This window comes from Bacillus sp. SORGH_AS_0510, from assembly GCF_030818775.1.
In the GTDB taxonomy this organism is placed as follows: domain Bacteria; phylum Bacillota; class Bacilli; order Bacillales; family Cytobacillaceae; genus Neobacillus.
Genome location: NZ_JAUTAU010000001.1, coordinates 166,228 through 181,465 on the forward strand (window position 1 = coordinate 166,228; position 15,238 = coordinate 181,465).

Here is a 15,238-nt window from a genome sequence, read left to right on the forward strand (position 1 = left end):
TGTCAATAAGACGCAAATTTGCTTAATTTTCTTTTTTATCTTCAGGAATATTAAATATGATTTCATTTTTTTCAGAGAAAAAATATTCTTTTCTTGCGAGTTTGGCAATATAATCATCATCATTCAATTTGACGATATTCTCTTTCAGAATATCCTCCTGTTTTTTTAGTTCAGCCAGCTGATGATCAAGCTTTTTCTTTTGTGCAATTTTCGCTTCGAGCTTAGCGGTTTGGGAAATAGAACTGGAAATCATGGAATAGGAAAGTACACAAGCTAAAACAAAAAACAGCACGAGGCGTCTGATTAATAGTTTCCTTTTCCTTGCTGAGGCAATTTCCGCATATTCTTGTTGTTTTACATAGGTTGTCTGCATTTTCGATACATTGCGATTCGGCTCTGCTCCCATTTCCCTTTCCCTCCTTACTCTTTTCTTTTCTTCCATTTATGAATGAACTTAATTATATAATTCTTGATTTCCTTAAAATTTCCTGCCGTTTTATTATATAACTTCTCGACGGTTTTTTTAATACCTTTCGGCAAAAGTTTCCAAAAAATTAGTAGAATTTTTTGCAACGGAACGACAATCATTTTAAGAATAAATAATACAACTTTAAAAATAAATTTGACAAGGGTGTATATGCCCCTGCCAAATGCCACAATAATGACAATCACTACCTGGATAAGACCCACGATTGGTTTATAAATTAGAAGTCTAAAGGTCTTTTTCAGGAAGTTAATCGTCGCAATCACCGTATTGATGACCAGCTCCAGCAACCGTAAATAAATTCCTTTAAACAAGCTTTGATAGGCAGCAAATCCACATAAGAGAGCGATAAAGATGTAAAACCGTAGCTCTCCATCGTTAACTATAAATAATGTATAAAAAACAAGTAAAGCTTGGATGACCCAAAACAGTACATCATTGATAAAAACAATCCATTGCTTCCTTTTCGGCCGATTGAGGAACCTCTGATACGTATCAAACAGGGCGCCAAAAACTGACCCCATTCCGATCATGGAAAGCATGGTTAGAAATTGCGTAGAAAGTGTCATCGGAACAACTTGCTAAAGAAACCTTTAGCCTTCTCCCCATGCTGCTCATCTAAGTAAACTAAGTCAAAGATCTTTCCCTTAATTGAGACAATCCCTTTTTCGACATCGAGATTTTTCATTTGCAGGTTCTGTCCTTTAATTGCCAGAAAACCCATCACCGTTTCTAACAAAAATTCCTCATTATCGAAGCTTTCTACTTGTTTAACGCCCGTAATATCAAGGAGTTTTCTCCCTCTCATAATAACATCATGGTCAGGAACACTACTCTTTGATGGATTAGTTTCATAATATTGACTCATCATTCATCCCTCACAATCATTTGTACAACCCTTTGTACATTTGTATGTGATAAACGATGAGATTAGAACATAGAAAAGCGTAAGCGAACTGGTTAGCCCCGACAGGCAAATGTTCTTCGGCAAGAAAAGTCCGCCTTTTGACTTTTATTGCCGAAGGTTATTTGACCCGAGGGGCTGGGCGCTGAAGCTGGACATTTTAGAAGCTATCCGTAGGACCCAGTCTTTCTTCTTTAATGATTGTATACATCTCTGCAGCGTCCTCTTTCTTTGTTGTATCCTGAATCCGATCGATTCGGGCAGTTACTATCCGCTGTCCGAGACGGATGGTTAATTCGTCGCCAACTTTTACTGTCGTGCTCGCTTTTGCCTCTTTACCATTTACCTCAATTCTGCCTTGATCAGATACTTCCTTTGCTAATGTTCTTCTTTTAATTAGTCTCGATACCTTTAAAAACTTATCTAGACGCATATGCGATTCCTCCTCACTTATAATCCTTTTTCTTTAGCATCGTCCCAGTACTTGTCGAGCTGTTCTAGCGTGTGCTCTTCAAAGGTTCTCCCGCTTTGCTCCACCATTTTTTCTACATGCTGAAAACGGCGGATAAACTTTTCATTCGTCTCGAATAGCGCTTCTTCGGGATGTATTTTCAGGAAACGAGCGACGTTAACAAACGCAAACAATAAATCTCCAAATTCCTTTTTTGCCAAGTTTAATCCTTCATCTGTACCATTTAATTCATGGATGAATTCTTCTAGCTCTTCTTTCACTTTCTCCAAAGCGGGTGTAATTTCCTGCCAATCAAACCCAACCTTTGCCGCTTTCTTTTGCAGCTCGTATGCCCGCAATAAATTCGGCTGGGATTTTGAGATACCCTCTAATAAGGACGCGGGAACCTTGCCTTTTTCCTGTTCCTTAATTTGCTGCCAATTTTGGACGACTTCTTCAGCACTTTCCGCCTTTCCATTTCCGAAAACATGCGGATGACGGCGAATCATTTTTGCTGAAAGACCTTCAATCACATCATCTACAGTGAAATACCCTTCATCTTCACCAATTTGAGCATGAAGCATCACCTGTAACAGGACGTCGCCGAGCTCTTCGATTAAATGATCAATATCTCCACTATCAATGGCTTCAATGACTTCATAGCATTCTTCGATTAAATATTTTTTTAATGACTCATGTGTTTGTTTCTTATCCCATGGGCAACCATCTGGTCCTCTTAAGACCGCAATGATTTCCCTCAGCTTAGAAAAATTCTTGTAGAGAACCTCTTCTTGTACCACAGGTGGAACATAAACAGATGTCAAATTATTTATCGATACATTTCGATCTAGTTCATACAGTGGTACTTTTTCTATAATCTCCTGTGTACTACCTGCTGCAGTGACGATAAATACCTCGTAATCATCCGGTAGTTTTTCCATCAAAGTTAATTTGACATTAGAGGCGACGAACTGATCATACACCTGACTGATAATCATATGTTGCTCTAATTGCAGTTGACCTGTATGTAAATCGGTACCGTCAAGCAATTGAAATCCTTCAATTGGATCAATTTTTAAAGAGGCGAACAAGGCATCAATAAAACTTTGTCCGCCGCCAATGCTAATTTCCACGTTATTTTGAGGACCATAGTCTAACAGCAGCTGCACCGTCCGTTCCGCTACAAGCGGGTGCCCCGGGACAGCATAGACAATCGCTTCTTGTTCAGCCTTTTTCAATAAAGTCTGGACTATTTCTTCGTATACCTTTTCAAATTGGTCATGTTTTTCATAAACAGTATCAAAGGAAGAATAGGTCATCCCTTCCTTTTCTAAATCCTGGACAACTGGATGCTCCTTTGTCCTTAAAAATACATGCCCTGAACGTAATAACTTTTTATAAACTCCAACCGGCAGTTGCTCAAGGTCTCCTGCCCCTAATCCAAGAACTTCAATTTTTTTCGCCATAATTTATGTTCTGTCCTTTCGTGCTAAAAAATGGATCAATCTATTTCCCAGTGGAAATAATGCCAACTCCTCCTCGAGGAATACCCTGCCTCTTATGATGATTATCATGAAGAGGATGCCACCAAAACAGACAGCACTTAAAGCCTGTACGGCAGCTCCTATCCGTTCTATACCAAGTTGGCCTAACAAAGGATTTGTACCCAAAATGTACCCTTTTAAAAACACAACCATCACCACAGTTGCCAAGAGTACCGTTGTAAAAAAGCGGCCGGTTAAAAGTGAGGCAGCTAACATCTTCCTTAGCCTTACTAATAATAATAGCGTAACAAAAGCCAACGTAATAATGGTAGAAATAGCAGCACCCCTGGTTCCAACCCAGGGAACCAACAACATATTTAACCCATATTTGATAGGAAACGAGATGGTTACGGCTAAGGCAGGGAACAACAGCCTCCCTAGCCCCTGCATAATGGCGATGATCGTTAAAATAATCGATGTAAAAAGAATAACAAAGCCGAGTATTCCTAATTCTGTTGAACCAAGGTCATTTTCAAACAACATGATGTTCGTCGGCCTAATAATGGCCCAAAGACCTGCTGATGCACCGAGGCCAATAACGATACTTACCTTTAACGCCATTTGAATTTTTCCCGTTAGATTGTTTTGTTCTTCTGCTATTCTCTCACGGGTAATAAGTGGTACAAGGGTTAAAGACATTGAGGTCGCTGCAACCGTACCTAATTGAATGAGAGGCTGCCCCCGATCAAAAATTCCCTTCAGACTCTTGGCATATTCCTTATCGAATCCATTGTTTGTTAATAACGAGTACAGGTTCATAGAATCCGCTAATTGAATAAGGATTAGCAGCATCCCACTTAAACAAATCATCAATCCTTGAAGGGTCAGTGCCATTACGATTTCTTTTGCTTCTACAGTAAAGGTACGAAACATCCCTCGTGTGGGCGCAATCCCTTTCCATTCTTTACGAATCCATAAAAACATAAACAGAATAATACTAGAAACTATGGTTCCCGTAATAGAACCAAACATCGCCCCTCCGCCAACAAGGTAGAGCGAATATCCCTTCTGCATAAACAGGTAGGACAGAACAAGAATCGTCAACACCCGAATGGTTTGTTCCCCCACTTGCGACAGTGCAGTTGGAACCATATTCCCAATTCCCTGATAGTATCCTCTCAGCAGCGAGACAAAAGGAAAGGTTAGATATACAATAGAAACTACTCTTAATAAGATAGCTAAATGGGGATCGTTCATCCAAAGAGCAATCCGCTCCGCTCCTAAATATAAGACAAGGAAACAAATAAAACCGAATAGTTGTAAATAGATAAATGAGGTAAAAAGTAGAAGGCGGGACTTTTCCGCATTTCCTTTTTCTCTTTGCTCCGCATATAGTTTAGATATGACAACCGGAAAGCCTGTTGTAGATAAGACAATAGCCATCCCATAGATTGGATATACCTGTTGATATATGTAAAAACCAACGTCACCGACAATGTTTTGAAAAGGGATGCGGTAAAACGCACTTAGAATTTTCACCACAAGCGCCGCAATAGTTAAAATAAACGCCCCTCTAAACAAAGCCTTCGATTGATTGGCAGACTTCCCTGAATACATCGCTTCACCCACTAATAATAAACTCCAAAGTATTATAGCATATGAAGACATCATATTAGATGAAATATAAATGCCGTTATAGCAAAGATTGTTGTTATTCATACTTATGTTTTACGTTGATATTTACTTCTTTTGACTTAATACTATTAATTTCATCAGTACTATCCGAAGTTACCTTGTCTTCTGACAATGTTGCTGTTTTTCACTCCTACTCTGTCTGAAGTTGACCCGACTTCTGACAATGTTACTGGCCTTTCCTCCTACTCTGTCTGAAGTTACTCTGACTTCTGACAATGTTGCTGCTTTTCACTCCTACTCTGTCTGAAGTTGACCCGTCTTCTGACAATGTTACTGGCCTTTCCTCCTACTCTGTCTGAAGTTGCTCTGACTTCTGACAATGTTACTGCTTTTCACTCCTACTTTGTCCGAAGTTGCCCCGTCTTCTGACAATGTTGCTGGCCTTTCCTCCTACTCTGTCTGAAGTTGCTCTGACTTCTGACAATGTTGCAACTTTTTACTCCTGCTCTGTCTGAAGTTGCCCCGTCTTCTGACAATGTTGCTGCTTTTCACTCCTGCTCTGTCTGAAGTTGCTTTTGAATCTGGAACAAAGTTTAACAAAAGATTAAATAAAAAAGACAGCGAGCCCGCTGCCTTTTTTTGGAGAAAAATTTACGATTCCATTTGTCTAGCTAAAAACCCTGCAGCTGTTTCCACTGCCTTTTGTTCTACTTCACCAAGTGTTCCTTCTTTAGAGAAAATAATAACAGCTCCAATTGGATCCCCATTCGCAATGATTGGTCCAATGGTATAAGAAGATACGGTTTCATCATTTCCATCAGCCAGTGCAATTTCACCTTGCTGTGTATGTAGCACTGAATTCCGTTCTTCCATCGTTTTTTCAACTAAATCACTAATGTTCTTATTTAAATACTCTTTCTTAGACCCGCCAGCGACAGCAATATACGTATCTCTATCACAAATTAAAACGGGATTACCGAGGCTATCAAATAGGGCTTCTGCATATTCCTTGGCAAAATCGCTTAACTCGCTGATTGGTGAATATTTCTTTAAAATGACTTCCCCGTCTCGATCCACAAAAATCTCTAACGGGTCTCCTTCACGAATACGCAGCGTTCTACGTATTTCTTTAGGAATAACAACACGACCCAAATCATCGATTCGACGAACTATTCCAGTTGCTTTCATCCAATGTTGCCTCACTTTCATCTGATGATTATTCAACTTGGCAATGATAAGTTTCCTTTTATTGAAATCATCACCAACTTTGAACTTAGTATCTTTCATCTGGAAAGTTCTATACACATTAGACATATAATTTTCACATTTTCACATATACAGGAAATTAGTTCACAGGATTTTCATGGCCTCTCTTCGCCATGGAGATTCCTTTCACCATCTCCTCAACAATATTAAGCCACTGATGTGTTTGATATTCCTTTGTCTTAATCATGATTTTTAACCTTGGCCCCTCCATTCCAGGGGTCACATTTCTGCCAAACTGACTGCCAATCTGGAAGAGCCTGCTTCCGTCAATCGTTTGGGTCACCTGCTCACTTATTAAGATTGTTATCTCTTGTTTTGCTTGTTTTATTTGCTCTACACCATTTGCAAGGGCATGAACCTTTATTTCAGCAATTTGGAAAAGGAAGGCTACCTCTTCCGGGTATTCTCCAAAACGGTCGAGGATTTCCGCTTGCAGCTCTTCAATTTCTTCGAGAGAATCAGCACCTCTAAACCGTTTGTACATCTCAATCTTTTGATTTCCATCTTTAATATAAGAATCAGGAATATATGCATCAATTTCAAGGTCAATCTCCACAGATTTCTTTACTTCCGCTCCAAGATCTCCCTTACGCTCTTCTATCGCTTCTTTTAACATTTGCGAGTAAAGGTCAAATCCGACAGAGTCTATAAAGCCATGCTGCTGGGCGCCTAATAGGTTACCAGCTCCTCTAATTGATAAATCTCGCATCGCAATTTTAAAGCCTGAGCCTAATTCGGTAAATTCCTTTATGGCCTGCAGTCGTTTTTCAGCGACTTCTGTTAAAACCTTATCTTTTCGATAAGTAAAATAGGCATACGCAACACGATTGGATCTTCCCACACGACCTCGCAGCTGATAAAGCTGTGAAAGTCCCATCCGGTCAGCATCAAAAACAATTAATGTATTTACATTCGGAATATCTACTCCGGTTTCAATGATAGTCGTACTTACAAGCACGTCAAATTCACCCTCAAGGAAGCTAAGCATAACAGACTCCAGCTCATTCTCCGACATTTGTCCATGGGCATAGGTAACACGTGCATCAGGAACAAGCATCGAAATTTCCTCTGCTTTACGTTCAATATCTTCTACTCTGTTATACAGGAAGAATACTTGTCCGTCCCTTGCCAGTTCTCGTTCAATTGCCTCGCGGACCAGTGATCCATTGTATTCCATTACATAGGTTTGTACTGGGAAGCGGTTTTCTGGCGGTGTTTCAATAACAGACAAGTCACGGACGCCCAGCATTGACATATGAAGTGTTCTTGGGATTGGCGTGGCTGTTAAGGTTAATACATCAACATTGGTTTTTAACTTTTTAATCTTCTCTTTATGTGTGACTCCGAATCTTTGTTCTTCATCTATAATTAACAGCCCTAGATCACGATAAACAATATCCTTTGAAAGCAAACGATGGGTTCCAACCACAATGTCCACCGTACCGGCCTTTAAGCCTTTAATCGTTTCTGTTTGTTCCTTTCTTGAACGGAAGCGGCTTAGCAAGCCAATATTAATCGGATAGTCTTGGAATCTCTCGCGTAACGTTTCATGATGCTGCTGTGCCAAAATCGTTGTCGGTACTAAGAAAGCTACCTGTTTCCCATCAGCAATGGCTTTAAAGGCTGCACGAATCGCTACTTCTGTTTTTCCATAACCAACGTCACCACAAAGCAGACGGTCCATTGGACGGGCTCTTTCCATATCCTTTTTAATTTCATGGATGGATCGAAGCTGGTCTTCTGTTTCCTGATAGGCAAAGGAGGTTTCAAATTCCCGCTGCATATCTCCATCAGGGGAAAAGCCATACCCTACCGCTGCCTCGCGTTCTGCATACAGTTTAATTAGGTCATCCGCAATATCTTGAACGGAGGATTCAACCTTCTTCTTAACCTTCTTCCAATCGGTGCCGCCAAGCTTATAGACCTTAGGCTCCTTGCCTTCTGAGCCCACATACTTCTGAACAAGATCAATTTGTTCAACAGGTACATACAGTTTATCCGTTCCCTGGTAGCGAATGTGAAGATAATCTTTGTGAATCCCGTTAATGACAAGCGTCTCAATCCCCAAGTATTTCCCAATCCCGTGATTGACATGAACCACATAGTCTCCCACTTTAAGCTCCGAGTAGCTTTTGATTCGTTCGGCATTGGAGAGTTTTTGACGGCTGACAGACTTCTTCACCCGTTTATTAAACAGCTCTTCCTCTGTAATCACAGCAATCTTTTGAATGGATAGTTCGAACCCTGCATGCAGGTTTCCTTTCATGATGTGGACTTTACCAGGCATAAGCTGCTGATTATCCTTTACAATACTTCCTTCAATTTCATAGTCCTCTAGAACACGCTCTAATTTTTTTACCCGTTCCTCATCTGGACCTAGAAAGAGAATAGAATAATTGCCCTTCTTCCAGCGATCAACCTCAGCCTTTAATACATGCATTTGACCGTGGAAGTTTTGCATTTGCTTACAAGAAACATTAATGATATTTTGCGGACTTGTATTGGCCACATGCCGTAAGAATAAGGACATATAAACAATAGGAAATTCCTTTTTTTGCAGCATGACTTGCAGGTCATGCGAGATATGGAGATCATGGATAATTTGACCCTCAGCAAGTAGACCTGTATACCATTCAGCTTCTTCCTTGATTAATGACTCATTCATTTCTTGAACTCGGCTTATTTCATCAATAAACACGAGACCGTTAGCCGGAAGGTAGTCTAGTAAACTAGCAGGCCTCTCGTAGGCTAGCGATAAGTACTTATAAACTTGGTCTGGCTTTTGCCCATTTTTCAGCTGCTCTAATTCATAACTAATATTTTGAGAAAGCTGGATTTTGGCTTTTTCATCTTTCAGCTTTCGTAGACTTTGTGCTAATCCTGACTCTAATTTACTAATGATTCGGCTATAATCCTCATCTTCAAACAGGATTTCAGTAGCAGGACCAATCATCACTGTTTTTACTTTTTCTTTAGAACGCTGGTCTTCAAGAGAAAAATAGCGAATCGAATCAATTTCCGTATCAAATAATTCAATTCGAAGCGGGTTAGCTTCAGTTAGAGGATAAATATCGATGATTCCGCCTCTTACACTGAACTCCCCTGGCGTGTTAACCATTTCAGCACGGGTATAGCCCATTTTCACCAACGTATTCAACAGCTGATCGATGTTAATGTCTTCCCCAAGTTTTAACGACAGCTGATACTTTTTCCAATGCGACTTAGGAGGGACAATTTTTTTCAAACCGGCAATAGGGACAATTAAAATCCCTTTATTGCTTTTACTCCAATGGTTTAATGCCTCTATTCTTTGGGCCTTCAACTCTGGACTGGCAATACTGAGTTCGGCTGCAATTAATTCGTTGGCTGGAAAAAGAAATACTTCCTTGTCACTTAGTAGATTTACAATATCATCATAGAGTTTTTGTGCTTGTAATAGATTATGGGTTACAAGCATAATAGGCTTCTGCATTTGTTCGTAGATTGAAGCCGTTAATACTGTTCGTGAGGAACCTGATAAGCCTGCGACCAATTGTTCTCTTAAACCTTCCTCCACGCCAGCAATGACTGAGTGGACATCTTCCTGTTTAAGGAACAGTGACTTTAAACCATCCAAGGTTTCTCCTCCCTTCCTACAATATGTAAATGGCCAATGGCCCTTTATCATTTAAATTTAGAGCACTGTTAACTAGTCTATTGATTTCCGCTCCAGCACGAGCGGTTCGTGTGTGTTTCGGTGAGCCTCCTCGGAGAAACGCGCCTGCGGGGTTCTCACCTGAACGATACTCCCACAGGAGTCTACGTGCCTTCCGCTCCAATCAATAGGTGTGTTAAACTCAACATTAGGCTCTTTCATAGCTAGATTTAATATAAATAACATTTTAATAGTAAAAAATTAAAAATAGAAAAATGCTTTGGATTAAGCTCCAAAGCTGGTTAGTGAATAAGAAAATCATATTGGTGGTAATCTGGATTCCGTTCTAAAGCTTCCTGACAGTCTTCACAAATTGCTGTGATGTGAATCTCGCCAGATGAGTCATAAGCAACCATTTCCTGTCTTTCTTGCTCCGTTAATTTATGAAGACCCAGTGTTTCGCTATGAATCGATGCTTTTTCAATGGAACCAAGCTTTGTACCACAATGACGACAATGGTAATGAATGGCCACGCCTGTCCCTCCCCACTCTATGTTTCCTTATTAGTATGTACCTGTTGGGAGGAACTTATTCAACTAGATGAATGGCAATAGGTTTGAATCGATTTCTGTCTTTTTCAATCATATGAAGGTACAGCTTGTTACATGAGCAATTATTGATTATATTCATTCATTACTTGTAAAAATGGCTTTTCTAACCAGGATTCACAGGCAGCTGCACTCTTTTTTACTGCCTCCTGCATGAATGGAGTTTCCTCACTGCGAAAGCGGCCTAAAACATAATCCGGCACACTCATCCCTGGTGTAGGACGGTCAATTCCGATTCTAATACGATTAAATTGCTGTGTTCCAAGATGTGCCACCGTGGATTTAATTCCGTTATGGCCTCCAGGACTTCCTTTTTGACGCAGTCTAATTTTTCCGACTGGAAGGTCCAAATCATCATAAATCACCACTAAATCTTCCACATCTATTTGATAGTAATCCATGACTGCGCGAATGGATTCACCTGATAAGTTCATATATGTAAGTGGTTTTAATAATAATACCTTTTCCCCTTTATACATCCCCATTCCAAACAGTCCCTTAAATTTAGACTGGGTCAGAGGGATGGAGAATTGATGGGATAGTTCATCAATTACCTCAAAGCCAATATTGTGTCTTGTTTGATCGTATTGCTTTCCAGGGTTACCTAAACCAACGATACATTTCATATTTCCCACCTCTTCCGGTTCAGCCAACCTTTTAAATAGTTTTCGAAACATGGTTTTCTCCCATTGATTAATGCGGCAAAAGACGTAACCACAGATTGGTTACGTCTTTTGCTCTTAAATTGAAAGTTCTTTTATTCTGGTGTAGTTTCTCTTCCTTCTTCTTTGTCTGGGTGTCCTTCTTCTTGTTGTTCCCCAGAGTTAATTTCCTCTTCCTGTCTTGGAGGAAGGATGGAAGCAACTACTTCATCATCCTCATGGTTAATCGTAAATCCACCTGCAGAAGGAATGTCACCGACCAATACGGTTTCTCCTACTTGTAGGTTGGAAATATCCACTTCTATTTGTTGTGGAATGTTATCCGGGGTTGCAGTAATCGATAACTCGTGAACCGGCTGCTGCAGCACGCCACCATCTTTTACTCCTGGTGCATCGCCTACAAGAACCAGTCTCACATCGACGTTAATCTTAGAGGACTTATCTACAGCTAGGAAATCCACATGGATAATTTCCTTTTTGATAAAGTCGCTTTGAACATCGGTCAGAACCACATCTTGTTTACTTCCGTCCACATCGAGAGAAATAACACCATTTCTACCAACAGAGCGGATGGTTTTCGTTAAATCAGCAGAACTCACTACTACTGGTTTACTATCAACCTTTGACCCATAGATTACAGCTGGAATATCTCCATTTTCTCGGATTCGTTTTAATGCAGAGTGACGTAATTCCTTTCGTTCCTTCGCTTGTAATACAGTACTCATAAGTTTAGTCCCCTTCCTATTCATATCTGTCTATATAAAATTGCCCTAAAATCGGAAGGTCTAAACATTTTTTCTTAAAAGGAAGGAGCGGAGATTCATTAAATCAAGAGCAGGACCTGACCAATAAGCCAGGTCCTGTAAAAGGACTATTAATCAAACAACGTACTAACCGATTGCTCTTCGTGTACACGAATAATCGCTTCACCAATTAATGGAGCCACCGATAGGTTAATAATTTTGCTGCTCTTCTTTTCTTCTGGAAGAGCGATAGAGTTTGTTACGACTAATTCTTTAATTTTAGAGTTTTCAATTCTCTCAATTGCCGGGCCTGACAATACTGGATGTGTACAGCATGCATATACTTCTGCTGCCCCATTCTCAACTAACGCATTAGCCGCAAGTGTAATCGTACCTGCTGTATCGATAATATCATCAATTAAAATAGCTACTTTGCCTTCGATATTACCTACAATATTCATGACTTCAGCAACATTTGGTCTCGGACGGCGTTTGTCGATAATTGCAATTGGAGCCTTTAAACGTTCTGCCATCTTTCTTGCTCTTGTTACACCGCCATGGTCTGGAGAAACAATAACGATGTCGCCATTTAGATCTTTTGTTTTAAAGTATTCTGATAAAATAGGTACACCCATTAAGTGATCGATTGGAATATCAAAGAATCCTTGAATTTGCGGTGCATGTAAATCCAGACAGATCACACGAGTAGCACCAGCCGTCTCAAGTAAGTTTGCAAATAACTTCGCTGTGATTGGCTCACGTGCACGCGCCTTACGGTCTTGACGTGCATAACCATAGTACGGCATAACAATATTAATCGTTTTAGCAGATGCTCTTTTTAGTGCATCAATCATGATTAATAATTCCATGATATTTTCATTCACAGGTGAGCTAGTTGACTGGATGACATATACATCACAACCACGGATACTTTCTTCAATATTAATCTGAATTTCACCGTCACTAAATCTAGTTACAGAGCTCTTCCCTAGTTCAACTCCAATAACTTTAGCGATTTCTCTTGCTAGTGGGACATTTGAATTTAAACTAAATACCTTTAAGTTCGGATCTAAATATTGATTTGACATGATGGCCCTCCAATTATCATTGCTTATTTCTTGGCTTTGTTAAATTTTTTTGTTGATTTCCGCTCCAGGAGCGAGCGGTTCGTGGTTGTTTCGGCGAGCCTCCTCGGCGAAACGCGCCTGCGGGGTCTCCCCTGAACCATACTCCCACAGAAGTCTTCGCTCCTTCCGCTCCAATCAACAGGGTAAACAATCAGCAAATGTTCTTTAGCATAGCCTATTTCTTTATATTAAGCTTTTGAACATAATTTTCTTTATTCACTTGTTGTGCACGGGCGATAGATAAGGCTTCACCTGGTACATCCTTTGTGATTGTTGAACCAGCAGCCACATATGCGCCCTTTCCAATTGTGACAGGGGCAACAAGATTTGAATTACAGCCAATGAAAACTCCATCTTCAATTTTGGTTAAATATTTATTTTTTCCATCGTAATTCACAGTAATGGACCCACAACCAAGGTTCACATCGCTGCCAACCTCAGCATCACCAATATAGCTCAAGTGAGAGGCTTTGCTTCCTTTTCCGAAAACAGCCTTCTTAATTTCGACAAAGTTACCGATTTTCACTTCATCTTCAATATTGGACTCCGGTCTAATATGTGCAAACGGCCCAATATTCACTTGAGAACCAATCGCGCTTTTATGGGCAACTGACTGGCGAATTACAGTCTCATTTCCAATTTCACAAGAATCAATTTCTGAATTTGGACCAATATGACATTCAGAACCAATGAGTGTATTTCCTTTAATGATGCTTCCTGGATAGATAACGGTGTCTTGTCCGATTTCCACATCTGTCTCAATATAGGTGTTAGCTGGGTCAATGATGGTCACCCCGTTACGCATATGGGCAATATTCGTACGGGTTCTCATAATTCGCTCTGCTTCTGCTAGAGCTACACGGTCATTTACACCTAATGTTTCTTCAAATTCATTCGTTTGGAAGGCAGTCACTACCTCCCCTTGATTTTTCAAAATTTCAATGACATCAGGTAAATAATATTCCCCTTGAACATTGTCATTAGATACATTTTTTAATGCTTCAAATAATGCTTTATTGTCAAAACAATACGTACCTGTATTGATTTCGTTGATTTTTCGTTCTGTATCGGTAGCATCTTTATGCTCCACTATTTTTTCAACGAGACCTTCTTCATTGCGAATGATTCGGCCATATCCCGTAGGATTGTCTATTTTTGCTGTGAGGATTGTAGCTTTTGCAGATAGTTCTTCATGGTGTTTAAACAATGACTCCATTGTTTCAGCTGTTATTAAAGGTGTATCACCACACACAACGATCGTAACACCCTCTTTGTCCTCAAGCATACTGCTAGCCTGCATGACTGCATGTGCCGTACCAAGCTGTTCTTCCTGCAAGGCGTAAAGACTGGTCTCACCTAGCTGTGATTGTACCATTTCTGCTCCATGACCAGTAATGGTGACCATTTCGCGAATATTCAACTTTTTTATTTGATCAACTACGTGTTGTACCATTGGTTTACCGCAAACTGGGTGTAAAACTTTATAAAGCTTTGATTTCATCCGCGTTCCTTGCCCTGCGGCCAAAATCACAGCATAACGATTAGACATGGACAGTCCTCCAATTTACCTTTTTATCCATTAAAAATATTAACGTAAATGGACGCCATTTTCAAGGAATGAACAGGATGTGTCTAATTTCACAATTTTAAGTTTTTTTATGAAGAGGAGGGAGGTATGTAGGGAGATACAGTATGTTAAGTTTTGAGCAAAGAAAATCCACAATAAAAAAGAGCCTTACTTGTGAAGTAGGCCCTAGTTGTTAAAATCCTTAGGAAGCACCGGCTTCTTCAAATTCTACTTCCAATTCACCTAGGCGATGGTACTCAGCCAAAACTGCTTCTTGGATTTTACCGCGTGTTCCTGAATTAATTGGATGCGCAATGTCACGAAATTCTCCATCTGGAGTACGTTTACTTGGCATAGCTACAAATAAACCGTTGTTTCCGTCGATAACGCGAATGTCATGAACAACAAATTCATTGTCTAATGTGATTGATGCAATCGCTCTCATTCTTCCATCCGTGTTAACCCGGCGTAATCTTACGTCAGTTACTTCCATGTGCTCACACCCTTTTCTTTTGTATAAAAAGCTAGTGTTATAAATTCAACAATTATTTGTATATTCCTTCTTTATATTAAAAAATTTTTTGAAAATTTAGGTCAAAATAGTGAACATTTGTAAAAAATGGTTGTTTTCCTCCTCTTTTTGACCTATGCCTGTTGATTTCCGCTCCAGGCG

At 40.0% G+C, this 15,238-nt stretch carries 14 protein-coding genes; all 14 read right to left on the reverse strand.

From position 1 onward, the window contains the following. Positions 1–22: 22 nt before the first annotated feature. The 14 genes from QE429_RS00965 to spoVG all read right to left on the reverse strand — a co-directional run bounded on the left by QE429_RS00965 (position 23) and on the right by spoVG (position 15,058). Positions 23–406, reverse strand: coding sequence for an FtsB family cell division protein (locus QE429_RS00965; protein ID WP_307282944.1), 384 nt, complete (start codon positions 404–406; stop codon positions 23–25). 14 nt (positions 407–420) lie between these two features. After that, complete coding sequence (gene yabQ, locus QE429_RS00970; protein WP_307282946.1) at positions 421–1,053, reverse strand: spore cortex biosynthesis protein YabQ; 633 nt, start codon at positions 1,051–1,053, stop codon at positions 421–423. Next, positions 1,050–1,352 carry a sporulation protein YabP gene (yabP, locus tag QE429_RS00975; RefSeq protein WP_307290699.1) on the reverse strand — a complete coding sequence of 101 codons (303 nt, stop codon included), beginning with the start codon at positions 1,350–1,352 and terminating at the stop codon, positions 1,050–1,052. Before yabP ends, yabQ begins: the two co-directional genes overlap by 4 nt. 196 nt (positions 1,353–1,548) lie before the next feature. Beyond that, positions 1,549–1,821, reverse strand: a complete 273-nt coding sequence (locus tag QE429_RS00980) for an RNA-binding S4 domain-containing protein (RefSeq protein WP_307282949.1) — start codon at positions 1,819–1,821, stop codon at positions 1,549–1,551. A 17-nt stretch (positions 1,822–1,838) separates the two neighbouring features. Continuing rightward, the gene (gene yabN, locus QE429_RS00985; RefSeq protein ID WP_307282952.1) at positions 1,839–3,305 is read right to left on the reverse strand and encodes a bifunctional methyltransferase/pyrophosphohydrolase YabN; all 1,467 of its coding nucleotides are present in this window, start codon (positions 3,303–3,305) and stop codon (positions 1,839–1,841) included. A gap of 3 nt (positions 3,306–3,308) precedes the next feature. Next, the gene (locus QE429_RS00990; protein ID WP_307282954.1) at positions 3,309–4,952 is read right to left on the reverse strand and encodes a putative polysaccharide biosynthesis protein; all 1,644 of its coding nucleotides are present in this window, start codon (positions 4,950–4,952) and stop codon (positions 3,309–3,311) included. A 657-nt stretch (positions 4,953–5,609) separates the two neighbouring features. Next, positions 5,610–6,146 (reverse strand): stage V sporulation protein T, encoded by a 537-nt coding sequence (spoVT, locus tag QE429_RS00995; RefSeq protein ID WP_307290700.1) that lies wholly within the window; start codon positions 6,144–6,146, stop codon positions 5,610–5,612. Positions 6,147–6,303: 157 nt separating this feature from the next. Continuing rightward, complete coding sequence (mfd, locus tag QE429_RS01000) at positions 6,304–9,840, reverse strand: transcription-repair coupling factor (RefSeq protein WP_307282957.1); 3,537 nt, start codon at positions 9,838–9,840, stop codon at positions 6,304–6,306. Positions 9,841–10,160: 320 nt separating this feature from the next. Further along, entirely contained in the window at positions 10,161–10,391 is a 231-nt protein-coding gene (gene fin / locus QE429_RS01005; RefSeq protein ID WP_307282960.1) for an anti-sigma-F factor Fin, read from the reverse strand. 140 nt (positions 10,392–10,531) lie between these two features. Next, positions 10,532–11,092, reverse strand: a complete 561-nt coding sequence (gene pth, locus QE429_RS01010) for an aminoacyl-tRNA hydrolase (protein ID WP_307290701.1) — start codon at positions 11,090–11,092, stop codon at positions 10,532–10,534. 131 nt (positions 11,093–11,223) lie between these two features. Next, positions 11,224–11,853 carry a 50S ribosomal protein L25/general stress protein Ctc gene (locus QE429_RS01015; protein ID WP_307282962.1) on the reverse strand — a complete coding sequence of 210 codons (630 nt, stop codon included), beginning with the start codon at positions 11,851–11,853 and terminating at the stop codon, positions 11,224–11,226. A 149-nt stretch (positions 11,854–12,002) separates the two neighbouring features. Beyond that, the gene (locus QE429_RS01020) at positions 12,003–12,959 is read right to left on the reverse strand and encodes a ribose-phosphate diphosphokinase (RefSeq protein ID WP_307282964.1); all 957 of its coding nucleotides are present in this window, start codon (positions 12,957–12,959) and stop codon (positions 12,003–12,005) included. Positions 12,960–13,173: 214 nt separating this feature from the next. Further along, the gene (gene glmU, locus QE429_RS01025; RefSeq protein ID WP_307282966.1) at positions 13,174–14,547 is read right to left on the reverse strand and encodes a bifunctional UDP-N-acetylglucosamine diphosphorylase/glucosamine-1-phosphate N-acetyltransferase GlmU; all 1,374 of its coding nucleotides are present in this window, start codon (positions 14,545–14,547) and stop codon (positions 13,174–13,176) included. A gap of 220 nt (positions 14,548–14,767) precedes the next feature. Next, positions 14,768–15,058 carry a septation regulator SpoVG gene (gene spoVG / locus QE429_RS01030; protein ID WP_003347151.1) on the reverse strand — a complete coding sequence of 97 codons (291 nt, stop codon included), beginning with the start codon at positions 15,056–15,058 and terminating at the stop codon, positions 14,768–14,770. Positions 15,059–15,238 lie beyond the last annotated feature (180 nt).

Coding starts and splice junctions, on each gene's coding strand:
- glmU (WP_307282966.1), bottom strand. CDS start 14,547: ATGTCTAATCGTTATGCTGTGATTTTGGCCGCAGGGCAAGGAACGCGG.
- pth (WP_307290701.1), bottom strand. CDS start 11,092: ATGAAATGTATCGTTGGTTTAGGTAACCCTGGAAAGCAATACGATCAA.
- yabQ (WP_307282946.1), bottom strand. CDS start 1,053: ATGACACTTTCTACGCAATTTCTAACCATGCTTTCCATGATCGGAATG.
- QE429_RS00980 (WP_307282949.1), bottom strand. CDS start 1,821: ATGCGTCTAGATAAGTTTTTAAAGGTATCGAGACTAATTAAAAGAAGA.
- yabP (WP_307290699.1), bottom strand. CDS start 1,352: ATGAGTCAATATTATGAAACTAATCCATCAAAGAGTAGTGTTCCTGAC.
- spoVG (WP_003347151.1), bottom strand. CDS start 15,058: ATGGAAGTAACTGACGTAAGATTACGCCGGGTTAACACGGATGGAAGA.
- QE429_RS00965 (WP_307282944.1), bottom strand. CDS start 406: ATGGGAGCAGAGCCGAATCGCAATGTATCGAAAATGCAGACAACCTAT.
- spoVT (WP_307290700.1), bottom strand. CDS start 6,146: ATGAAAGCAACTGGAATAGTTCGTCGAATCGATGATTTGGGTCGTGTT.
- QE429_RS01020 (WP_307282964.1), bottom strand. CDS start 12,959: ATGTCAAATCAATATTTAGATCCGAACTTAAAGGTATTTAGTTTAAAT.
- QE429_RS01015 (WP_307282962.1), bottom strand. CDS start 11,853: ATGAGTACTGTATTACAAGCGAAGGAACGAAAGGAATTACGTCACTCT.
- yabN (WP_307282952.1), bottom strand. CDS start 3,305: ATGGCGAAAAAAATTGAAGTTCTTGGATTAGGGGCAGGAGACCTTGAG.